The organism is Bartonella sp. MR63HLJHH, assembly GCF_042194155.1.
Lineage (GTDB): Bacteria > Pseudomonadota > Alphaproteobacteria > Rhizobiales > Rhizobiaceae > Bartonella > Bartonella grahamii.
Genome location: NZ_JBHIMN010000003.1, coordinates 68,346 through 91,215, shown reverse-complemented (window position 1 = coordinate 91,215; position 22,870 = coordinate 68,346). Strand labels below are relative to the sequence as shown.

The 22,870-nt window shown below is 38.0% G+C and carries 23 protein-coding genes; 10 read left to right on the top strand and 13 right to left on the bottom strand.

What is annotated here, in order from left to right:
* Positions 1 to 90 precede the first annotated feature (90 nt).
* The 6 genes from radA to rpsF all read right to left on the bottom strand — a co-directional run bounded on the left by radA (position 91) and on the right by rpsF (position 5,966).
* Positions 91 to 1,467 (bottom strand): DNA repair protein RadA, encoded by a 1,377-nt coding sequence (gene radA, locus ACFIKQ_RS02950; RefSeq protein WP_375644917.1) that lies wholly within the window; start codon positions 1,465 to 1,467, stop codon positions 91 to 93.
* Between the two features lie 6 nt (positions 1,468 to 1,473).
* The gene (locus ACFIKQ_RS02945; RefSeq protein WP_375636558.1) at positions 1,474 to 2,964 is read right to left on the bottom strand and encodes a replicative DNA helicase; all 1,491 of its coding nucleotides are present in this window, start codon (positions 2,962 to 2,964) and stop codon (positions 1,474 to 1,476) included.
* A gap of 593 nt (positions 2,965 to 3,557) precedes the next feature.
* Entirely contained in the window at positions 3,558 to 4,154 is a 597-nt protein-coding gene (gene rplI, locus ACFIKQ_RS02940; protein WP_375636556.1) for a 50S ribosomal protein L9, read from the bottom strand.
* Positions 4,155 to 4,179: 25 nt separating this feature from the next.
* Positions 4,180 to 5,160: a hypothetical protein gene (locus ACFIKQ_RS02935; protein WP_375655866.1), complete on the bottom strand. Its 981-nt coding sequence runs from the start codon at positions 5,158 to 5,160 to the stop codon at positions 4,180 to 4,182.
* Positions 5,161 to 5,310: 150 nt separating this feature from the next.
* Positions 5,311 to 5,559: a 30S ribosomal protein S18 gene (gene rpsR / locus ACFIKQ_RS02930; protein WP_012754957.1), complete on the bottom strand. Its 249-nt coding sequence runs from the start codon at positions 5,557 to 5,559 to the stop codon at positions 5,311 to 5,313.
* Positions 5,559 to 5,966: a 30S ribosomal protein S6 gene (rpsF, locus tag ACFIKQ_RS02925; protein ID WP_273788489.1), complete on the bottom strand. Its 408-nt coding sequence runs from the start codon at positions 5,964 to 5,966 to the stop codon at positions 5,559 to 5,561. The genes rpsR and rpsF overlap by 1 nt, the downstream gene beginning before the upstream one ends.
* Before the next feature lie 332 nt (positions 5,967 to 6,298).
* On the opposite strand from rpsF, the gene ACFIKQ_RS02920 reads away from it, so the two are divergent.
* The 7 genes from ACFIKQ_RS02920 to gmk all read left to right on the top strand — a co-directional run bounded on the left by ACFIKQ_RS02920 (position 6,299) and on the right by gmk (position 12,710).
* Positions 6,299 to 6,886 carry an undecaprenyl-diphosphatase gene (locus tag ACFIKQ_RS02920; RefSeq protein WP_375644915.1) on the top strand — a complete coding sequence of 196 codons (588 nt, stop codon included), beginning with the start codon at positions 6,299 to 6,301 and terminating at the stop codon, positions 6,884 to 6,886.
* Positions 6,887 to 6,963: 77 nt separating this feature from the next.
* Positions 6,964 to 7,908 carry an ACP S-malonyltransferase gene (gene fabD, locus ACFIKQ_RS02915; RefSeq protein ID WP_375655864.1) on the top strand — a complete coding sequence of 315 codons (945 nt, stop codon included), beginning with the start codon at positions 6,964 to 6,966 and terminating at the stop codon, positions 7,906 to 7,908.
* 19 nt (positions 7,909 to 7,927) lie between these two features.
* A complete protein-coding gene (gene fabG, locus ACFIKQ_RS02910; RefSeq protein ID WP_375644913.1) occupies positions 7,928 to 8,665 on the top strand; it encodes a 3-oxoacyl-[acyl-carrier-protein] reductase in 738 nt (245 codons plus the stop codon).
* 261 nt (positions 8,666 to 8,926) lie between these two features.
* Positions 8,927 to 9,163 (top strand): acyl carrier protein, encoded by a 237-nt coding sequence (locus tag ACFIKQ_RS02905; protein WP_004860281.1) that lies wholly within the window; start codon positions 8,927 to 8,929, stop codon positions 9,161 to 9,163.
* A 101-nt stretch (positions 9,164 to 9,264) separates the two neighbouring features.
* Positions 9,265 to 10,527 carry a beta-ketoacyl-ACP synthase II gene (gene fabF / locus ACFIKQ_RS02900; protein ID WP_375636547.1) on the top strand — a complete coding sequence of 421 codons (1,263 nt, stop codon included), beginning with the start codon at positions 9,265 to 9,267 and terminating at the stop codon, positions 10,525 to 10,527.
* A 96-nt stretch (positions 10,528 to 10,623) separates the two neighbouring features.
* Positions 10,624 to 11,733: an endolytic transglycosylase MltG gene (gene mltG / locus ACFIKQ_RS02895; RefSeq protein ID WP_375644912.1), complete on the top strand. Its 1,110-nt coding sequence runs from the start codon at positions 10,624 to 10,626 to the stop codon at positions 11,731 to 11,733.
* Between the two features lie 299 nt (positions 11,734 to 12,032).
* Positions 12,033 to 12,710: a guanylate kinase gene (gene gmk, locus ACFIKQ_RS02890; RefSeq protein WP_375644911.1), complete on the top strand. Its 678-nt coding sequence runs from the start codon at positions 12,033 to 12,035 to the stop codon at positions 12,708 to 12,710.
* A 30-nt stretch (positions 12,711 to 12,740) separates the two neighbouring features.
* Here gmk and rsmA read toward each other — a convergent pair whose 3' ends face one another.
* The 6 genes from rsmA to lptF all read right to left on the bottom strand — a co-directional run bounded on the left by rsmA (position 12,741) and on the right by lptF (position 20,280).
* Positions 12,741 to 13,571, bottom strand: coding sequence for a 16S rRNA (adenine(1518)-N(6)/adenine(1519)-N(6))-dimethyltransferase RsmA (gene rsmA / locus ACFIKQ_RS02885; RefSeq protein WP_273788483.1), 831 nt, complete (start codon positions 13,569 to 13,571; stop codon positions 12,741 to 12,743).
* A complete protein-coding gene (gene pdxA / locus ACFIKQ_RS02880; RefSeq protein WP_375644910.1) occupies positions 13,562 to 14,575 on the bottom strand; it encodes a 4-hydroxythreonine-4-phosphate dehydrogenase PdxA in 1,014 nt (337 codons plus the stop codon). Before pdxA ends, rsmA begins: the two co-directional genes overlap by 10 nt.
* Positions 14,575 to 15,531: a SurA N-terminal domain-containing protein gene (locus ACFIKQ_RS02875; protein ID WP_375644909.1), complete on the bottom strand. Its 957-nt coding sequence runs from the start codon at positions 15,529 to 15,531 to the stop codon at positions 14,575 to 14,577. Before ACFIKQ_RS02875 ends, pdxA begins: the two co-directional genes overlap by 1 nt.
* Before the next feature lie 109 nt (positions 15,532 to 15,640).
* Positions 15,641 to 18,001 carry an LPS-assembly protein LptD gene (locus tag ACFIKQ_RS02870; RefSeq protein ID WP_375652960.1) on the bottom strand — a complete coding sequence of 787 codons (2,361 nt, stop codon included), beginning with the start codon at positions 17,999 to 18,001 and terminating at the stop codon, positions 15,641 to 15,643.
* The gene (gene lptG / locus ACFIKQ_RS02865) at positions 18,002 to 19,093 is read right to left on the bottom strand and encodes an LPS export ABC transporter permease LptG (RefSeq protein ID WP_375636537.1); all 1,092 of its coding nucleotides are present in this window, start codon (positions 19,091 to 19,093) and stop codon (positions 18,002 to 18,004) included.
* Entirely contained in the window at positions 19,090 to 20,280 is a 1,191-nt protein-coding gene (gene lptF / locus ACFIKQ_RS02860; RefSeq protein ID WP_375647011.1) for an LPS export ABC transporter permease LptF, read from the bottom strand. The genes lptG and lptF overlap by 4 nt, the downstream gene beginning before the upstream one ends.
* Positions 20,281 to 20,678: 398 nt before the next feature.
* Between lptF and ACFIKQ_RS02855 the strand changes: the two genes are divergently transcribed.
* Genes ACFIKQ_RS02855 through ACFIKQ_RS02845 form a run of 3 tightly spaced genes read left to right on the top strand, consistent with a single transcriptional unit; the run spans position 20,679 to position 21,554 of the window.
* Positions 20,679 to 21,125, top strand: coding sequence for a DNA polymerase III subunit chi (locus ACFIKQ_RS02855; RefSeq protein ID WP_375636534.1), 447 nt, complete (start codon positions 20,679 to 20,681; stop codon positions 21,123 to 21,125).
* On the top strand, positions 21,107 to 21,301 hold the full coding sequence (locus tag ACFIKQ_RS02850; RefSeq protein WP_155914974.1) for a hypothetical protein: 195 nt from the start codon (positions 21,107 to 21,109) through the stop codon (positions 21,299 to 21,301). Before ACFIKQ_RS02855 ends, ACFIKQ_RS02850 begins: the two co-directional genes overlap by 19 nt.
* Positions 21,291 to 21,554, top strand: a complete 264-nt coding sequence (locus tag ACFIKQ_RS02845) for a hypothetical protein (protein WP_375636533.1) — start codon at positions 21,291 to 21,293, stop codon at positions 21,552 to 21,554. Before ACFIKQ_RS02850 ends, ACFIKQ_RS02845 begins: the two co-directional genes overlap by 11 nt.
* Here ACFIKQ_RS02845 and ACFIKQ_RS02840 read toward each other — a convergent pair.
* Entirely contained in the window at positions 21,551 to 22,840 is a 1,290-nt protein-coding gene (locus tag ACFIKQ_RS02840) for an MFS transporter (RefSeq protein ID WP_375636532.1), read from the bottom strand. The two genes, ACFIKQ_RS02845 and ACFIKQ_RS02840, sit on opposite strands and share 4 nt — an antisense overlap.
* Positions 22,841 to 22,870 lie beyond the last annotated feature (30 nt).

Here is a 22,870-nt window from a genome sequence, read left to right as displayed (position 1 = left end):
GTCTGTGTACAAATATATTTTTTGTTCTTATAGCAAGGATCTTTTGTATTTTATAGAGTTTTTTCTATATTATCATATCTGTGGTGCAGATCATTTTTTACTTACGGTAAGAGTAGCAACGAGTTCGGGAAGGTCGGAGAAAGTTTTTTGTTGAAAATTGAGCGACTTCATCATTTCGGTTGTTGTTGTGGGATGAAATGCTCCTTGAAAGCCGAGTTTTTTTGCTTCATTGATGCGCTGTGCTGAATGTGAAACAGCGCGGGTAGCTCCTGAAAGACTGACTTCACCAAAATATACATAATCCGTTGGCAATGCGATATTGGCAAGAGAGGATACCAAAGCAGCGGCTACAGCTAAATCAGCAGCGGGTTCTGATATGCGATATCCACCTGCTACGTTCAGATAGACATCATGCTGTCCAAAACGAATGCCGCAATGGGCTTCTAAAACGGCAAGAATCATAGAAAGGCGATTTCCATCCCATCCGACAACCGCACGTCTTGGTGTCCCAAGGGAAGAAGGAGCAACAAGCGCTTGAATTTCTACGAGTATCGGGCGTGTCCCTTCCATTCCCGCAAAAACAGCAGCACCTGGTGCTTTTTCATTACGTTCTCCTAAAAACAATTCGGATGGATTTATCACTTCGCGTAATCCTTTATCAGACATTTCAAAGACACCAATTTCATCTGTTGGTCCGAAGCGATTTTTTACAGTTCTAAGAATGCGATAATGATGTCCTCCTTCACCCTCAAAATAGAGAACGCCATCAACCATATGTTCAACAACTCGAGGACCAGCAATTTGCCCATCTTTTGTAACATGACCAACAAGAACAACGGCGGCTCCTGTTTTCTTGGCAAAGCGGATCATTGCTTGAGCACCGATACGTACTTGTGTGACAGTGCCTGGTGATGAATCTGCTGTATCTGACCATAGGGTTTGAATCGAATCGATAATCACCATATCAAGGTTTTTATGTTCGCTTAAGGTTGCCAGAATATCTTCAACATTGGTTTCAGCAGCAAGTTTCACTTCTGTATTGTTAGCTTCAAGCCTTTGTGCGCGCAGACAAATTTGCGCAATAGCCTCTTCACCTGAAACATAGATGACATTATATCCTTTACGTGATAAAGCAGCGGCTGTTTGTGTCAGCAATGTTGATTTACCAATACCCGGGTCACCACCAACAAGGAGTGCCGATCCACGGACAAAGCCTCCACCGGTAACACGATCAAGTTCAGCAATACCAGAATGAATACGTGGAGCATCTTCGATATTTCCAGAAAGAGATGTGAGTGTGACGATGCGTCCTTTACGAGCATTCTGCTTAGGAGCACTTCCTATGCCGCCATTTATAGTTTCTTCGATAAGGGAATTCCATTCTCCACAAGCACTACATTTTCCCGCCCAACGAGAATGGACCGTTCCACAATTTTGGCAGATAAATTGAATACGATTACGCGCCATGTTGATTTAACCAATTTGCTCTGGAAGATAATTGCTATCGGCCAGATCACTGAATCGTGTGAAATCAGATTGAAAGGCAAGTGGCACGATTCCTGTCGGCCCATGGCGCTGTTTTGCAATAATAACATCAGCTTTTCCAAAAGCTTTGTCCATTATTTCTTGCCATTTTGTATGTTCCAAGCTACCTAACTTTGGTTCTTCATTTTTGAGATAATATTCTTCGCGATAGACAAACAGAACAATGTCGGCATCTTGCTCAATTGAACCAGATTCACGTAAATCTGAAAGTTGTGGACGTTTATCTGTTCTATTTTCTACTTGACGTGAAAGTTGAGAGAGAGCGATAATAGGAATGTTCAATTCTTTCGCTAATGCTTTTAATCCTGTGGTAATTTCTGTGATCTCTTGAACACGATTTTCTGATGAACGCTTTGAACTGCTTGTCATGAGTTGGATATAGTCAATAAACAAGATATCTAAGCCATGTTGTCGCTTGAGACGCCGCGCACGAGCAGCTAATTGCGTAATTGATATTCCCCCAGTTTGATCAATATAAAGTGGTGCCTTTTGTAGTTGGTTCACCGCACGAATAATTTTTGAAAATTGTTCATCTGAAATATTACCACGCCGAATATCAGAAGAAGAGACTTCTGTTTGTTCAGAAATAATACGTGTTGCAAGCTGTTCTGAGGACATTTCAAGTGAGAAGAAACCTACAATGCCGCCTTCATTTTCTTGAATATTGGCATTGCGATTATAAGCATTAGCAATATTAAAGGCAATATTGGTAGCCAGTGAGGTTTTACCCATACCAGGGCGTCCCGCAAGGATAATTAAGTCAGATGCTTGTAATCCTCCCATTTTTTCATCAAGTGTTTTAATATGGGTGGCTATCCCGGATAATTGTGAAGAGCGCTTTTTCGCAGCACTTGCCATATCGATAGCTTTTTTGATAGCCTCATTAAAATTTTCAAATCCACCTCCATATTTCCCTTTTTCTGCTAGCTCAAATAACTGATTTTCAACAGTTTCAATTTGTTGGGTAGGCGTGAGCTCTACAGGAGCATCAAAGGCTGTATTGACAACTTGAGTTCCAAGGTTAATCAAAGACCGGCGGATAAAAAGATCGTAAATAACGCGTCCATAATCTTCAGCGTTAATAATAGTGACTGCCTCTGTGGCTAAGCGAACAACATACTGGTAGACAGTAATATCTCCAATTTTTTCTTCCATTTGGATATAGGGCTTGATTGTAACTGGATCTACACGTTTTCCTGTTTTAATAAGGTGAGATAAAACATGATAAATTTTTTGATGCAATGGTTCAAAAAAATGTTCTGGTTTTAGAAAATCTGAAACGCGGTCAAGAGAATCATTGTTGATAAAGATGGCACCAAGCAATGCCTGTTCAGCTTCAATATTATACGGAAGTTGCCGAAAAGAAGGAGAATCTTCTTTTTTTGAAGAGCCTACATTAACAACGTTAGTTTCTTCCATAATATTTTTCCACTAAAATTCCAAGTCTAGCTACTTTAGGCGATAAATTGAAAATCGTATAATTAAAAGAATAGAGCTACAAACCTTCATTTTAAGTTAAAATTATATAATTTTTCAAAGCTCTCTTTTCGTTGCTCATTTATCATTTGTATATTATTTGTGTTACGTCTATCTATTTTATTTTATAATACGTAATTTTAAAGTGGAAGTTTTGGTACTCTAAATTTAAGTATTTTGAAGTTACATGACCTTAAGATTCCAATATCTGTGTAAGCAGAATTACTCTTTTATAACTGAAATTATTTCAGATCATATGAGGATACAATCAACTTACCGCTCATACAAGCCTTACCCTGAAAGGTAGAACTTTAAATTATTTTTGCTTTATATGCTGGAAACAAAAGATATTTCCTCTTAGTGATATCATCATTCTCGGCATGTAATGCCTTTAAATAATATATTGCTAATTCTTTCATAAAAATTAGGTTCTTTATGTATGATGGCCATAAAATACTCACTTTTAAAGTGTGAGTATTTTATGAGCAATATTTAAAATGGAATAAAAAATATAAAACAGAAAGCAAAAATAGCAATTAAGCTTCTTGATGAGAACTGTTTATATCGTTGTCATTAATTTCTTCTGCCAGTAATTCTTCCTGACTTTCTTCTAATAATTCTTCTTGAATATTATATATTTCTTTAGCAGAAGTGAGAGTTTCACCTTCTGCTTGGCGTTGTGCTTCACTGGTAGAACGCGCAACATTAATAATCACAGAAATTTGAACCTCAGGATGTAAGCTAAGAGTGATAGTGTGAAGACCAATCATTTTTATTGGATGGTTAAGTTCGACTTGATTTCTCCCAATAGAAAAGCCTTCATCTGTTATAATTTCAGCAATATCACGTGTTGACACAGAACCATAAAGTTGTCCTGTTTCACCAGCAGAACGAACAACAATGAATGATTGTCCATCAAGTTTTTCAGCAACTTTTTGCGCTTCGCTTTTGCGTTCAAGATTACGTGCTTCAAGTTGTGCACGTTGTATCTCAAAATGCTTTTTATTGGCTTCATTTGCACGTAAAGCTTTACCTTGAGGCAAGAGAAAATTACGCGCATAACCATCTTTAACTGAGACAATATCACCCATCTGACCAAGACGAGGAATGCGCTCAAGTAAAATAATATCCATAGTTTTTCCTTTCGAACAAATAAATTTAGTGGAGTTTTTTGCGTGATTGAAAATCGTATTGAATAGCAGCCCAAATTCCCATTAAAAGCATCATGAAAACAATAGGTGGAGCAAAAACAACTGTTAAAATAGCAATATAAACAAGAGAAAGTATAATAATCCGACCGTTTACCCCTTTTGTAATATTGTGAAGATATGCTAGACCGCTAATTAATATGATGACAGTGTATGCAGTACTAAAGACACAGGTACTCAAGTTAAGAGAAGCGCTCAACTCAACCATCGATGCTATGCAAACAATAATGAAAATAACAATTCCAGAAATTGGAAGGCGGAGGGTTTGGCTCCAATCATCACGGGGTCTTTTCAGCCATTTCATGTGTTGGGCTGCTATCATGGAAAAGTAAAGGTTACCAATGAGAAAAACCAAACTATAAAGAGTCAAAGAAACAGCAGTAAAAGTTGCTGTATGCGTCATTAAAAGCTCACTAAAAGCGCGTATATTGTCTTCTTTTATTGACTGTGATTGTTGCAGAGTTTGTGCTATGTTTTCGGTGATTTTTTTTGCAATGACGGGCGTGGAAGGACGGGTTTGAACATAGAGCCCAATGAAAGTTGCTATAAGAGCGATAAAATTAGTTAAATGAAAAATAACCGATGATAATGGATACCATATCAGTTCGTTTTCTTTTTGCGCTGGTCGTGCAAGTCCAAGAAGCCAAGAAGCATAGACAGCAGGAAGGAAAAATAAGAACATCAAGCCAAGAGCAATATAGGTATTAGTGGTTATGATAAGAACAACAGTGGCACTTATGAGGGCGATGAGACTGGCTAATGTTCCTTGACCGAACGCAACAATAAAAATTGGCAATGAAAGAAAGCAGCCAAGAAGAAGAGAAAAAAAAGGCGCGATATTTGCAACACTGATGATTGCCATTCCTATTACAACAGCAAATAATCCTGCTAAAATACCGGTTAATATCTCATAGGTACGATTTTTTTTCATTTATTGCTGTCCTGCTTTCTGCAGTTAGGGGCGTGTCAATACCCCAACTTTGACATGTAATAGCTTAACATAGGATGCAACAAGCTATTTTTTTAATCATATAAGAAAAGCAACTGGAGAAACTCTCCAGTTGCATAGCGTATTGAGCGTTTACTTTATAACGTACGGAAGTAAGCCTAAAAAGCGAGCACGTTTGATAGCATTAGCTAATTCACGCTGTTTTTTCTGACTAACAGCAGTAATCCGTGAAGGAACAATTTTCCCACGTTCGGAAATATAACGTTGTAACAACTTGATGTCTTTATAATCAATTTTGGGAGCATTGGTCCCTGAAAAAGGACATGTTTTACGACGACGATGAAAGGGGCGACGTGCAGAGTTTTGATTGGTATCAGTCATCATTCTACCCCTTCTATAGCATTTTCACGTTGACGACGTGGAAAACGAGGACGCTCTTCATCGTGTCCAATGTGACTATTGCGATCAAGGTGTGAGAGCATAGCAGATTTTTCTTTTTCGTGTTTTTCTACGCGAATGGTCATATAACGCAAAATATCCTCATTGATGCGCATCTGACGCTCCACTTCAGCAATTGCCGAAGCTGGTGCATCAATATTGACCAAGGTATAATAAGCCTTACGGTTTTTACGAATGCGGTAAGCAAGAGGACGAAGTCCCCAATTTTCTATACGCCCAACTTTCCCACCATGTGCTTCAATGACACCTTTGTAGAGACTCAAAAGTTCATCAACTTGCTGCGGTGTAATGTCTTGTCGGGCAAGGAACATATGTTCATAAAGAGCCATTGTTGTTTTGCCTTTCTTCAATTAAATCTTACCGGTTTTAGCGCAAAGCCTCTGCGACTTGTCTTTTTTGGAAATCCAAAGAAGAAAGGACGCGTTTACGATTCGAGACATCCGAGAGCGGAGACACGGGAGGCCGGAAACATTGTATTTCCTACTGATATTTTACAGCCCTCCGTTCAACCTCCAGCTAAAGTGCCGGCAACGAATATTTCATATCTACAGTTTATCTTTTAAAATAGCAAGTTTATGCACATAAAAAAATTGATTTGCTAAATCTTGATATATTTCCCTCTTCTACAAAAAGATAGTACTGTAACATAAAGGAGAGAAAAATGGACTTTTTAAACCAGATTGATGTTACACTCTTTGAAATGTTTGTCGGCAATCATCAAGCTTGGTCGATTGTAGTTTTGTTTAGTATTTTTTGTGCAAAGTTTTTAATTTATATTATTCCTCTCCATCTTTGTGCATTGTGGTTTTGTGGTGGGGAGAGGGAACGATGTGTCGTGCTAAGCATTTGCATGAGTATTTGTGCTGCTCTTTTCATAGGTTATCTCATTTCTCTTTTTTATTTTCATCCTCGCCCATTCGTGGTAGGGTTGACAACACCGCTTATTCAACATCGTGCAACAGCTTCTTTTCCTAGTAATCATGCCTTGACCATTGCATCTTATGCAGCTAACTTTTATTTTTACCGATACAAGGTTGCTTTTAAATTTGCCACGGTGTTTTTGTGCTTGATCTGTTGGGCGCGCATCTTTGTGGGTGTACATTATCCCTTTGATATTTTAGCAGGTGCAATTTTAGGAAGTCTCATAAGTTTGGGTGTTATTCAGTTTATAGCTCCCTACTTTCCTAAGTTTTTATATCAAATTCCGCCTTTAAAATATAATTTTAAGAGTGGTATTCGTTTTAAATAAAGGGCTTTATCTTGATTTGTGCGGATGAATAAGGTCAAAAGAGAATGATTTAATTGTACAATTTTAGGAGTTGATAAATGGGTGCAGCTTTTATTTTTCCAGGGCAGGGAAGTCAACTTGTTGGTATGGGGAAGGCGCTTACAGAGCAATTTATTGCCGCACGGATGGTTTTCGAGGAAGTTGATGATGCTTTGGGTGAGAAATTATCAAAGATCATTTTTGAAGGACCAGCAGATGTTTTAACGTTAACAGCAAATGCACAACCGGCATTAATGGCTGTATCCATGGCTGTCATTCGTGTGATGCAACAATTAGGGCTTTGTATAGAAGAAAAGGTAAAGTTTGTTGCTGGTCATTCTTTAGGCGAATATTCGGCCCTTTGTGCTGCTGGTACATTTACTCTCACAGATACGGCAAGACTTTTGCGTATTCGTGGCAATGCTATGCAGGCTGCTGTCGCGGTTGGTGAAGGTTCTATGGCAGCACTGATTGGTTTGGAAGAGCACACTGTGGAAGAAATTTGCAAAACTGTTTCTGGAGAAGGACTATGTCAGATTGCTAATGATAATGGTGGTGGGCAAATTGTTATTTCAGGTAAAGCAAAAGCAGTTGAGACAGCGGTAGAGATTGCATCAACAAAAGGTGCAAAACGTGCACTTCTTCTTCCAGTTTCTGCACCGTTTCATTCATCTTTAATGCAACCTGCTGCTGATGCCATGAAGAAAGCACTTTTGACTGTTAACAAAATGCCCCCTATTGTTCCTTTGATTGCTAATGTTTCTGTTGCACCTGAGAGCAATCCAGAGCGTATTACTACTCTTCTTGTTGAACAAGTGACTGGGAGAGTGCGATGGCGTGAAACAATAGAATGGATCGCTGCTAATGGGGTTGATACGCTTTTTGAAGTTGGTTCTGGAAAAGTATTAACAGGTTTAACGCGTCGTATTAACAAAGATATAAAGGGGGTAACAATTGGAACAGTTGATGAAATAGAATCAGCGCTAGGCATGCTTGGCGTTTAATCTATAAGGAGTTAAAAAAATGTTTAGATTAACAGGACGTAAAGCTCTTGTAACGGGGGCTTCGGGAGGAATTGGTGAGGCAATTGCACGCTGCTTTCATGCACAAGGAGCCATTGTTGGACTTCATGGAACACGTGAAGAAAAGCTTAGAGAAGTGGCGGCAGAATTAGGGCAGAATGTTTTTGTATTCCCCGCTAATCTTTCTGAACGCCAATCGATTAAACAATTGGCTGAAGTTGCAGAAAGAGAAATGGATGGCGTCGATATTTTGGTTAACAATGCGGGAATCACTAGGGATGGTCTTTTTGTGCGTATGCAAGATAAAGACTGGGATGATGTTTTAGAAGTTAACCTAACAGCAGCTTCTCTTTTGACGCGTGAATTAATACATTCTATGATGCGCCGCCGTTATGGAAGGATTATTAACATTACATCTGTTGTTGGTGTTGTGGGAAATCCTGGACAAACGAATTATTGTGCTGCAAAAGCAGGATTGATAGGTTTTTCTAAAGCATTGGCACAAGAAATTGCTTCGCGAAACATCACTATCAATTGTATTGCTCCAGGATTTATTAAATCTGCAATGACAAACAAGCTTAATGAAAAGCAAAAAGAAGCAATTATGGCTGCGATTCCAATGAAGCGTATGGGGAGTGGGCAAGAAATAGCTGCTGCTGCTGTTTATTTAGCAAGCGATGAAGCAGCCTATACGACAGGTCAAACACTCCATATCAATGGTGGAATGGCAATGATTTGAGTATTTATTTTATTCCACATTGATTTATGATTTGTATTATTTTAGATAGTAACGATTGAAATAGAAAGATGCATCTATTTCTTGAACATGGTCGTTGATCAATTGATGTCGGAATGTCAAATTAGTTCATTTTGTAGGGGATATCCACAGGATGTTTTAAATCATTGCTAAAATCTTTTAAAGTAATGCATCTATTGCTTGATTAGATGAGCCGATATAGTTAACCAAATTATAGGAAAATATAAATTCGAGGATTTCAACATGAGTGATACAGTAGAGCGCGTTAAGAAAATTATTGTGGAACATCTTGGGGTTAATGCTGATAAAGTTGTAGAAAATGCAAGCTTTATCGATGATCTAGGGGCTGATAGCCTTGATACGGTTGAACTCGTTATGGCTTTTGAAGAAGAGTTTGGGGTAGAAATTCCAGATGAAGCTGCTGAAACGATTTTTACAGTTGGTGATGCAGTCAAGTTCATTGATAAAGCTTCTGCATGATTACTAAAGGGCAAAGGCATAAATTGCTTTTGCCTATATTCTTCGGAGCTCTTTTGAAAAGAGAGCTTTGAGATGTGAAGTTTAGTTCAAGGTTAGAAGTTATGAGACGTGTTGTTGTTACTGGTTTAGGATTGGTATCTCCATTAGCTGGTAATATTGAATATAGTTGGAAACGACTTCTTGAAGGAAGAAGTGGTGTCCGACGTATCACTGAGTTTGATGTGTCAGATTTGCCATGCCAGATTGCTGGGCGTATCCCCTTAGGGGATGGAACAGAGGGAACCTATAATGCTGATTTGTATATGGAACCTAAAGAGCAACGTAAAGTTGATGCATTTATTGTTTATGCAATGGCTGCTGCTAACCAAGCGCTTGCAGATGCCGAATGGTTTCCTAAGAGTGATGAAGATCAGATTTGTACAGGTGTGTTAATTGGTTCGGGAATTGGGGGAGTTGAGGGCATTGTTGAAGCTGGTTATACGCTTCGTGATAAGGGACCTCGTCGTGTTTCTCCTTTTTTTATTCCAGGTCGTTTGATTAATCTTGCTTCTGGTTATGTATCTATTCAATATGGTTTACGGGGGCCTAATCATTCTGTTGTAACAGCTTGTTCGACAGGGGCGCATGCGATTGGTGATGCGGCACGTTTGATTATGTTTGGTGATGCAGATGTCATGGTGGCAGGGGGGACCGAGTCTCCGATAAATCGGATATCTCTTGCAGGTTTTGCAGCTTGTAGAGCTCTTTCTACTTGTCGCAATGATGATCCTGAACGGGCGTCACGTCCTTATGATGCTGATCGTGATGGTTTTGTGATGGGGGAAGGAGCAGCAGTTGTTGTTTTAGAAGAGCTGGAACACGCCAAAAAACGAGGAGCGCGTATTTATGCTGAGGTTATTGGCTATGGTTTATCTGGTGACGCTTACCACATTACAGCGCCTTCAGAAAGCGGTGAAGGAGCTCAGCGTAGTATGATGGCTGCTCTTAAGCGTGCACAAGTGAATGTGAGTGAACTTGATTATATTAATGCTCATGGTACATCAACGATGGCTGATTCCATAGAGCTAGCAGCTGTTGAGCGTGTTTTAGGGAATTATGCACCACAAGTATCCATGTCATCAACGAAATCATCTATCGGGCATTTACTTGGTGCCGCCGGTGCCGCTGAGGCTATTTTTTCTGTTCTAGCTATACGGGATAATATAGCCCCAGCGACACTTAATCTTGACAATCCATCGATTGAAACGAAAATCGATCTTGTACCACACAAACCGCGTGAACGAAAGATTGATACGATTCTTTCTAATTCTTTTGGATTTGGTGGGACAAATGCATCGTTGGTGATGCGACGTTTTAGGGGATAATAAGTATTTTTATTTAATTTCTGCTTTTGAGTTTTCTACTTTGTTATAAGGTGAATGAGAAATTATAATATTGTCCTTAATCGCTATTGAGGGGTTATGTCCGATGTGAAAAATGGAAAATCATTAAAGGACGTAAGTGATTCCTCTTCGAATCATTTAGCAGATAGTTATGACATGTTAGTACATAAAAAACGAAAGAAATCATCTATCGTCCGTAATCCGTTGGTTATTCTCGGTCATTTTTTTCTTATGCTGATTGTGGTTATTCTTTTCGCCATAAGTATTCCTCTTTATATTGGAAAAAGTATTTTTGAAGAAAAGGGAAAAATTGAGGAAGAACAAATTGTTCTTATCCATCCTGGCACAGGAATTCGTGAAATTGCTTCATTGCTAGAAAAACGTGGTTTCATTCGATCATCAGATATTTTTGTTTATGGGGTTGGTTATCACCAAAAAACAACGCATCTGAAGGCTGGTGAATATTTAATTCCGGCACATTCTTCGATGCAGGATATTATGGATATTCTTGTGAAAGGAAAATCTATTGAATATACATTTACAGTACCTGAAGGTTTAACGGTTCAGCAAGTTTTCGATCGATTAGCTGCGAATGAAATTTTGATTGGAGATCTTCCAAAAATTTTGCCTCCAGAGGGCTGTTTAATGACGGATACTGTTCGTTTTATTCGGGGGACAACGCGTAAAGAGATTGTAAACAGATTGCGTGAAGGGCAGACAAAATTAATTCATGCTATATGGGCTACGCGTTCACCTGATTTACCCATTAAATCAATTGATGAATTTGTTATATTAGCCTCAATTGTTGAGAAAGAAACGGGAATTGCAGCAGAAAGACCAATGGTTGCCGCGGTATTTTATAACCGCCTTACAAAGCATATGCGTCTTCAATCGGATCCAACAGTTATTTATGGTCTCTTTGGAGGAAAAGGAAAACCATCAGGTCGTGCAATTTATCGTTCAGATCTTGAGAAGCAAACACCATATAATACTTATAAAATTAATGGTTTGCCTCCAACAGCTATTGCAAATCCAGGTCGAGATTCTTTGAAAGCGGTGGCACATCCACCAAGCAGTGATGCACTTTATTTTGTTGCTGATGGTTCAGGAGGGCATGTTTTTTCTCGAACTTTAGAGGAACATAATGTGAATGTTCGCAAGTGGCGAGAATTAAAGGCAAGACATTGAATTTATAATGATAATACATCTTTTTGCATCGTAAATGAGAATGCAAAATATAGTAAAATTTTTCTCTTTAAACTTTTTATGAGAATGATAAAAAATCATTTTCTTGTCTGTCACAAGTGGGATTAGCGTATGGATAAAAATATTTAAGAAAGCAGTGAATACACTGCTAATAACTTATCTCAAAAAAGAGCAGAATAACATTGATAACTGCTAAGAAAACACATTGATTAGGGGAAAGGTTGAGATAATGTATAATTCAAATTTTGGAGAAACATTTATGAACAAAGTAGAGTGATGTAATGACAGTCTTCGAAAGTAAATTGAGTGCTATAAAAATAAATCAACGCCGCGGTTTTTTATTTATTCTCTCTTCTCCTTCAGGTGCTGGTAAATCAACAATTTCTCGATTACTTCTAAAAGATGGAAAATTAGAGCTTTCCGTAAGTATGACCACAAGGAAAAGGCGTCCTAGTGAAGTAGATGGACTGCATTATCACTTTATTTCAAAGGAAGAGTTTGAATATAAGCGTGATAGAGATGAATTTATTGAATGGGCAGAAGTTCACGGGAATTATTATGGCACTTTACGTGAAACTGTTGAGAACGCATTGAGTACTGGCCGTGATATGTTATTTGATATTGATTATCAAGGTACCGAGCAGCTGCAAAAAAAGATGCTAGGAGACACTGTATCTGTTTTTATCCTTCCACCATCAATGAAAGAGCTTGTTTCGCGTTTACATCGTCGAGCAGAAGATAGTCAAGATATCATCAATTTACGATTGGAAAATGCACGAACGGAGTTAAAGCATTGGCGTTCTTATGATTATGTTGTGATTAACGAAGATTTAGATCAGTCTTTATCTTTTATTAAATCAATTTATTTAGCTGAAACCGTAAAACGCGAGCGCTGTTCTTATCTTGACTCTTTTGTTGATGGGCTTATTGCTGAAAAGATCGATAAATGTCTTGATTAAAAAAGGTTGCATAACAAAAAGTGCAATTTTTTAGAGCACTAGATGCGCTAAAGTTACAAATTCTGAAACCGAGAGCGTTTCAGCACGGCGTGTTCCATCAATTCCAGCTTTTTCTAATAGCACTTCACCTCCAAGTGTTTTGAGATTTTGACGAAGCATTTTTCGTCTTTGTCCAAAGGCGGTTTTTGTGACGAGGCTTAGTTTTTGTGCAGAGCAGGCAAGAGGTTGTATTCGCGGAATAATATGAACAACGGAAGAAGTTACTTTAGGTATTGGTATGAAGGCTTGAGGGGGCACATCAAAAGCAATTTTAGCAGTGGTACGCCAGCCAGTTAAGACACTAAGACGTCCATAATGAGTAGATTGGGGTTTAGCTGTAATCCGTTTGGCAACTTCACGTTGAAACATCAATGTCATTGATTCATAAAAAGGAGGCCATGGTTCAGTCAAAAGCCAATTTAATAAGAGTTGTGTCCCAATATTATAGGGAAGATTTGCAATAATGCGAGGTTTTTCGGGGCTTGTTTCAAAGAGTTTTGAGAAGTCTTGCTTCAGTGCATCATTACAAATAATTTTTAATTTTTTAGGATAGTGTTTTTCTATTTCTAAGAGAGCTGGTATGCAGCGTTCATCGCGTTCTATTGCTGTTACAATGGCACCCTTTGCTAGCAAGGCACGTGTGAGACCTCCAGGACCAGGACCAATTTCAAGAACAGGTTTTCCTTCTATATTACCTGCGTGATGAGCAATTTTAGATGTTAAATTAAGATCAAAAAGAAAATTTTGCCCCAAAGATTTATGCGCTTGTAATCCATATATATCAATGACCTCACGTAGAGGAGGGAGATTATCTATTGGCATGGTATTAAACTATTTTCGGCAAGTTGATTTGCAAGTTTAAGAGCAGCAATAAAGCTTTCGGGAGAGGCTATCCCTTTATCAGCAATGTCAAAAGCAGTTCCGTGATCTGGAGACGTGCGAATAAAAGGGAGACCTAACGTGACATTAACAGTGCTATCAAAGTCTAATGTTTTAACAGGGATAAGGGCTTGATCATGATACATACAAATGGCAACGTCATATGCCTTTCTTGCGCATTCATGGAACATTGTGTCGGCAGGCAGCGGTCCTGCAATATTGAGTCCTTTCTTTTTAAGATATTCAATAGCAGGAGTGATAACTTCAATATCTTCTTTTCCCATTGCACCTCCTTCTCCAGCATGAGGATTAAGACCAGCAACAGCTAGTCGGGGTGACGTTATTTTAAACCGTGTTTTTAAGTCACATTCAGTAATAAGTACCGTTTGAACAATTAAATCACGGGTAAGCTGTGAAGGAACATTTTTAAATGGAATATGAACAGTTATTGGTACTGTTTTTAATCGAGGTCCTGCTAACATCATAACTGGATGATAACATTTATGAAAAGCTTTATGGGCTAAATCGGCTAAAAATTCTGTATGACCTGGAAATTGAAAACCGGCATCATAAAGATTCTTTTTTGCAATAGGACAAGTGATAAGTGCACATGCATGGCCATTTTGAATCAATTGAACACAGCGTTGAATTGCTTCAATGATTCCAGCGGCATTATTCGATGAAGGTATACCTAATTGATCACTTTGTTTGTTTTTTAACGGTATGATAGGAAGAGCGTTTTGAAAATTTTTTGCGGAATTATTGATTAAAACAGATTGCACCTCAACATCAATCTGTAAAAAACGAGCGCGCGAACGAATAACATCTGGATCAGCAAGAAGCACAAAAGGTGGAATTTGGCGCGTAACACGCAAACTCCACGCTTTTAGTACTATTTCAGGACCAATTCCGGCAGGATCACCACCGCTAACAATAAGAGCAGCCATTATGAATTTTTAATGCGCGCCACTCGCCGCAGTTCTCCTAAATATTTGTCGCTTAATTCTTCAAGTTTTTGCGGGCTTCTTTTTTTACTATCTTGAAGAGAAAATATTAGTCGAGCGACATAATCATCAGAAACTCTTTTTATTTTGCAGACAGCAATTGCTTCGATTCCATCAGATGTTTCTTGTAATTTTGTCATTTTTCCAGCAGGCGTTGCAAGAATAGCTTGTTCCCATGCATTGGGAAGTTGGGGCTCCAGAAACTTTCCTAAGTGGCGGATAGTAACGTCTAAAATACCTCTTGCTTGATTGTGAGCATTGGCACATCCACGGAAATGTGCACGAAAATTGCTTGCTTCTCTTTGACGTCTTTCAAAAATTTCTGAACGACGATGTGCAGGAATGACAAAAACAATTCGCTGTAATGTATATTCATTGGTTGAAGGTTTTACACCACCATTTTTTAATATCCTGCGTACAGCTTCTTGTTCGCTAATCATACCTGTTTCAGCTTGATAGCGTGCGCTAACAAGACGCCCCCATCCTATTTGTCCACGGATGTAATCTTTAAAGTGTTGCACAGTGATCTCAGTTTGGATCAGAATCTGGTTGAGCTGATCAATCGTCATATTATTTTGTGTCGCAAAATTCTCAAAAGCTCTATCAACTTCATCATTGCTTACTTCAATATTACGACGTTTTATTTCAATATTTTTTAGCTTTTCATCGATAAGCTCTTTTTTAGCCTGTGCCACCAAATTGCCTTGCTTTTGTTGTAATCTGAGAAAAGCAAGGCGCCTTTGTATATCATAATTTGTGATGGGGTTGCCATTAACTGTAACAACAATAGAAGTCTGCGCAAAGACTGTCGGAATCAAAAATCCATTTATTAGCAGGCTGCTTACGCTCAAAGACGTAATATAAAATAAAGCAAGAACACGCTTTTTCAATTTATTCATGTGAATAGGCTTTCGCATTGTTTATTAATTCTCATCAACAACTTAAAATATACTCTTTCTTTCATAAAAACAATGATAAGTTAAATGACTGATACATTCTCTTTATAAATTAATCTATCTTTTTTCCGATATCTGCAATCGTACGCAATGAAAGAGAGAAATTAAAGTTTTGCAAGGGTGTTTTCCTGCCTGGATTCGTTACCTGTTGATAACCGAATGTTAACCCGAAACATTCATCTGTATAATTCAAGCTAATTCCTCGCTTTACAAATGTACCAGATACTAAATCATAACCGGCGTTGCTATTAATAGACCAATAATCTACTAGTTTAAGTCCTGTTTGAAAAGAAATTTCTTGGCGCTCTTGAGGATATTCATAATCTGGTTGCTTTGCGATATAGGCATATTGTAGAGCCGCCCAAAAATTTTGCCATTTTTGTGATGCTTCGATTTCACTACGGCGGATTTTTCCTGTCTTTTTGTCAAAGCGTCCACGCGTTTCTAAGGAAAAACCACTTTTATGGGTTGCACCAAACATTGCAACATAGTCTGAACGTTTTGCCTCTAAGCTAGAATGAATACCGACATTGACAAAGTCCTTTTCTGCAAAAGAATTCTTTCCTGCTAGATGAAAGGATTGTCCAACAAGACTATAAAGAGACCAATTGTCATTAAAGCTTCCAGAATATCTTAGACCTATATTGGCTCTTGTGCCACCTTCTACACGATCATAACCAGAAAATTTGTCTCGTTGAAAGAGAGTGGTTGCATCAAAGACAAAGCTTTGAGCATCTTCATTAGGAATTTGTCCAATATATTGTTCATTATTGCGTATAAAAATTTGTGCGGTTGGTTCTATAATATGTGTAGAATGATCCGCTGTAATAAGGAAGGGATAGCGTAGTTCCAACCCTGCTGTTGCCATGCCACGAATTGTTGAACCATGAATTGCGGATGAGGAATTTTTTTCTGTAGAAGCTGTATAATTTTCGCTTGCATTGGTTGTAATGATATCAGCTCGTAGAGAGAGAAGGGGGGTTAAGATGAGTCCGTTGTGCGTGTTGAAGCGCTTTTTCCACTGAAGCTCGTTTGTTAAACGCAAACTATTTCCAGCCATACCAGAAAGTCTTACTATGTTGAGAGGGGTTCCGTTCTGGTCGGTAGAACTGAAGTCAGTATGACGACGATAAATTGATTGCATATTACTATGGAAGGTAAGCTCTCCATTATAAATGGGTTCATCTGGTGTGAAAAAATAATCGATGCGCGGTAGGACCCAAGCTTGCCGAGAGTGACGTTCATAATGAGGATCATTCAATATTGAATCTTGAACTTTAAAATGATAAAAACGCATATCAAAATAATTTTTTCCTGCAAGACCATTCAGATAGATCTGAGAAAGTTGTGTAGGATTGCTATAGTTTTCAAGTTTATAGGCACGACTAAAATGCCGATCTGATTGTGCAAGGATATCCCATCCATAAGTCCAGTGTGAATTAATACGAAAGTCCCCTTTTGTTGACAGCATATAACGGTTTTTATGCTGTGCATCAATCGTATCATTATCAAATCTATGCCGTTTCATTTGGTATATATGAGCAAAGCGAATATTATAACTGCCCATTTTAAAACGTTGACGCCATTCCCCTTCGGTTAAAAGCCCTTGTTGGGTATAAACAGTAGAAGAAAGGGTAAAATCATAGTGAGGGGCGAGATTCCAAAAATAAGAATTCTTTATCCCCATACCGAGATAATCAGTATAAAAAAAATGAGGAGTAAGCAGACCGCTAGCACGCCTGACAGTTGGATCATAGATCTCAAAATTTGGAAATTTTATAATCGGTACACCAAAAACTTCAAAACTGCTATTTTCAAACCGAATTTTTTTGATGCTATTATTCCATATGATCTTTCTTGCTTTAATTTTCCATAGGACGTCTCTATCTGGTTTATAAGAGCAAGGTTCACAGGCTGTATAGGTTGCATTTTCAAAGACTGTTATGTGATTGTTTTTGCGTGTAGCATTTTGGGCTGAAAAGTGAACATTGTTGGCTGTATCAATACGTAAGGCGTTTACAAAACCCTCGCCAAGATCTTTGGTCATATCAATTTGGTTGGAATAGATTTTATTACCATCCTTTTCAGTAATTTCAACGTTCCCTTGTGCTATAAGCCGTCCTGTTTTTTGATTGTAAATAATTTTTTGAGCGACAACTTTATTGCCATCATATTCGATTTGGACATTACCTTGTGCAGAAACAGTGTTTTCATCACGATTGTAGATGAGTTCATCCGCAGAGAGCAAAAGAGGACGTTCCGGATTTCGAATGCGACTTTGGGAAGGAGACATAAGGCTTTGAGCGTGCGCACAATAAGACAAAGCGCCTCCTAAAATAACCCCCATAACACTTGTAAAAGCGAGAGCACTTAATTTTGTTAAAATAATTTTTTTAAGTGTTAATGCTTTCACTTAGCCATCCTCTTTATGAAGTAAAAAAGAGATTCCTAAGAATAACGCAATAACAACGGGTGTCCAAGCTGCAATAATTGGTGGAATATATCCAGCATTACCAAAAGCTTGAACGAGTACGGAAATAACATAAAGCGTAAACCCAGCTATTACTCCACCAAGAATCAACGTTCTAGATTGCCCAAAACGCGTAAAATTTAAAGATACAGTTGCTGCAATGAGGGTCATTGCCACAAGTAATGCCGGTAATGCAATTAAAGATTGGAAATACATATCAAAATTATTAGCAGAATAGCCAAATGAACGTGCAATCATAATTTTTTTTGGCAATTGGTAAAATGGAATAGTCGCGGGATTCGCTAAACGTTCCGTTAAAAATTCAGGTTTTAGATTGGTTTTTATTTGCAACACGGTAATTTTTTCAGGAGGATGCCCTATTTTATAGATTGTTCCATTTGTTAATAGCCAAGATCCATTACTCAAGGTTGCTTTTGGGGTGTTAATCCAATTTTTGACGGTTGCGTTGTCATTGTATTGTACAAAGGTTGCATCGATAAGAGAAAGTCCTTGGTCGGTGATAAATTTAGCACCAATGGTTGTTCTGCCTAAATTTGTACGTTGTGTTAACCAGTGGATACCTGTATTATGAAGAGGTGTTAGTATATTGTTATTGCGCCATTCAGTCATCTTTTTTTCTGCTTGAGAAAATCCCCATGCAGCAAGTGGATTAATGAGAAGAACTGAAAATAATCCCAAAAGAAAAGCTCCCAAACAAGCTGGCATAAGAAATTGCCATGCAGAAACACCGATTGAACGAGTCACCACAAGTTCAAGTTTTTTGTTGAGCGAGATAAGCGTTGCCATTGCAGAAAAGAGTGCAATGAAAGGGATAAGTTGTTGCATGATAAAAGGGATGCGTAAAACAGAGAGGAAAAATGCATCTTTTGCTGTATGATGCGGAATGGAGGACAGCCTACCGGAGTTCTCTGTGAAATCGATTAAAAGAGCAAGGACAAAAATGCTTCCCCAGAAATAACAAGTTATTTTAAGATAACGTATAAAAAAGTATCGTCCAAGTGTCCACCCAATCATGATATTTCATCCGAGGAATCTTGAGATTTTCGATGTTCAAATTTGTTCATTACTTTTTGAAAAGCGATTTGAATAATCTCATTAACTTTTGTGGGGAGCCCAATTTTATGATTCGTTAAAAGCATAAAAAAAACAAATGCACTTGTCCCTATGGGCATAATATAAAGGAGAGGAACGTATGCAAGATCGTTCTTTGCTTTTTCTGCAAAAAAATATCCTATCCAATACACCAGAAAAGAAAGGGTAATTGCCGAGAAATTTGCGGAATGACGAGCTTGTCGATGGGAGCATACATCCCCTGCCGCTGCTAATGCAATAAGTGAAAAAACAATAGGGTAGAGCCATTGGGTTAATCTGCGGTGAAACTCAGCTTTATATTGGAGTGGTTTTCGTTGATAGTAGGGATCTTTTGGATCAGGATTTTGTAAATAAGAAAGAGACCGATCTTTTGGATAAAGAGTAGGTGCTTTATCACTGGGGATAAACTCCCCTAGGCTAAAAGTATATGAGCTAAATTGAACGATTGAAACACTGTTATTTTGATGGTTAACTCTTTCTATTTCACCGTTATTGAGAACCAGAAAACTGCCGTTTTTATTGCTCACAATGGATGCGTCTGTTGCATAATAAAAAAGATCAGTCTTAGGATCACGCTGGTCGGCAATGAAAAGGCGTTTAAGTGCTCCATTTGGATTTCGTTCGCCAATTTCTATGTAAAGGTTATTAGCGAGTTTTTGGAAGCTTCCTTCACTAATGAATAGATTAATAAGATCAAAATGAGCGCTTGCTAGCATTTGTCGCATATGAAGACGCGCTTGAGGAACAACAAAATTAGCTATAGAAAAGGAGATACAGGATGCAACAATAGCAAGAAGAAGAATAGGTTTCCAAACAGTACTTTTAGCAAAACCAGAGGCATTGATGACAGCAAGTTCTGAGTCTTGATGCATTGCTGAAAGGATGGTTGTAATTGCGATTACTAATGCAAATGGAATGACAAGAAAAACAACAGAAGGAACCAATGAGAGTGAAAATTGTAAGACTGTGAGGAGTGTTTGTTTACTTGTTGTGAGAAAGTTTATCCGTGCGAGAATTTGTACTGTCCAACTAACGCCCACTGCTGCAATCATAACAGAACTAAACAAAACAAGGACACGTTTCAGGATGTAGAACTCAATAATACGCATAAATTGGGGAAAATCCTCAGTCTTTAATTCGATAGCAAATATTTTACTGCTTTCGGTTAAAATGTAATAAAGTTCGAAAAAATATCCTTCTATGAATTGGATATTTTAACCAAATAAATAATATAAAATTGCCTATGAGGTCCTCTTTAAATTTTCCGTACATTATATTTTATTTTCAACTATAGTCTACAAAGAATCTAGAAAATAACTTAAAAAAATTTTTTATTAACGTTGAAATTAAAATTTTTTGTCTTTTAAAGACACGTGCAAAAAGATAATGCATCTCAATCAAAAAAGAGGGGTTATATCTTGAACCGTTTCCTTTTATACTGTGGGTATGGAAGTTTCTCTAAAAAAGATGTTAGCTTTTTATAAAAGGGTGATAAGGGCTTAAGAGGTTGGATATTCTATTCTATCATTTGACGCAGTCAACGCTGAAAGATATTTTGCCAACGCTTGTAGAGCGTGCATTGGCTCGTTTTGGGAAGGTAACAATACAATGTGTAAGTGAAGAACAACGCGATTCTATAGATATGCATTTATGGGTTTATGCGGATGAATCATTTATTGGACATGGAACTGAGTGTGATCAATATTCAAACTTTCAGCCTGTATTTTTGACGACAGGACAAGAAAATCCGAATGATTCAAAGATTCGTTTTCTCATAGAGGGAGCCGTATGTTCGAATATTGATACTTATCAACGGCTTGTTGTGATATTTGATGGTAGAGATGATGAGCAGTTGAGTCTTGTTCGTGCACAGTGGAAAAAATATAAAATGGAAAATCATAATTTAACGTATTGGCAACAGACTGAAGATCGTTGTTGGGAAAAACAGGTTTAATGCGTCTCATCTCTGTTGTTCTGATTTTTATAGGATTGATAGGAATAGTAAATCCAGCGCTTTTTATTGCGAAAGGATCAGGGGGAGGGCGTTGGGTTTTTATTGTGATTTTTCTTTTAGGCATATTAAAGATATGGCCTACAATTAAAAAAATGAAACGGCATCATGATAATTGATCGAATTTTGCTTGTTTTATGGGCTGTGATATTGGCTTTTTTTTGCGTTTCGTGGTTGGGAACAACACATATCCTATCAGGAATGTTTACTGTTGCTTATATAAGCAATATTGCAGATTTTTTATTTTTCTTTTTGAGTGCCTTGTTCGCAGGAATATTGTGGTGGAAAATACCGCAACCCATGTCTTTAAAAACGAAACTGGCAGCATTTTTGCTGCCAGTACTTATTTTATTCTTCTTTATTATATTTTAGTTGGATATTTCATCATCTGTAAATCCGACGAAGCAAATCAGTGAAATAAAAGAAGCAAGAAGCAAATAATAGCCGATATAAGATGTATCAAAATGTTGTACCAGATATTCTGCAATATAAGGCGCAAGAGAGGCTCCTACGATACCCGATAAGTTGAAAGTAATAGAAGAACCAGTATATCGAATTGCTGTTGGGTATGGTGAAGCCAAAACAGCACCAAGAGGACTGTATATCATCCCCATGATAGACAAACCGATAACAGACATTGCAAGGACTCCTATAACTCCAGAATTTAAGAAATAAGGAATTGCAAAAGAATAGATACCGGTGATGATTGTAACCCAAATCATCAAAGTTCTACGTCTAATACGATCAGCGAGTTTTCCAGTGATGACAGTAAAAATTCCACAGAAAATAGCACCAACAATTTCGACTTGAAGAGCTTGATAAAATGGCAATTGCAGATGGTTTGTTGAGTAGCTTAACAAATATGCAGTGACCAAGTAAAACAAAACAAATGTTGCCATACCAGAAAATATTCCAAGAAATAGGATTCGTGGACATTTTAAAAAGACATCGATGATAGGAACTTTGACACGTTCTTTACTTTCAAGAGTTTTTTTGAATTGAACAGTTTCATTGATTGAAAGACGGACCCATAATCCTATAATCATAAAAACAACTGAAGCAATAAAAGGAATGCGCCATCCCCAAGCTAAAAGTTCCTCATGATCAAGGAAATGCAACAGACCTAAATAAACAGCAATAGATAAAAATAAACCGATTGGAACGCCCAATTGGGGGAACATCGCATACCAGCCGCGCTTTTCTGGAGGGGCATTTTCTGTTGCGAGCAAAACAGCACCTCCCCATTCTCCTCCTAATCCCATTCCCTGTCCAATACGGCACAAGGTTAAGAGGAAAGGGGCAAACCACCCAGCGGTTTCATAAGTAGGAAGAAAACCAATAATGACTGTTGAAAGACCCATTGTGAGAAGAGAAGCGATAAGTGTTGCTTTCCTTCCAATTTTATCTCCAAAATGTCCAAAAACAATTGATCCAAAGGGGCGGGCAAAAAAGGCTGCTCCAAAGATCAGGAAAGATTGTAAAATGGCAATCTGATCATTTTGTGTTGGAAAAAACACATGAGGAAATATGAGAGCTGCGGCAGTGGCAAAGACATAGAAATCAAAGAATTCAATTGTTGGGCCAATAAGGCTTGCAAACAAAATGCGACGAGGGGAATTTCTGTTTCTTGTACCTTGCATTTCTAAGTTTATAGACATGAATAGAATGTCCCTTTCAGTATATGACAA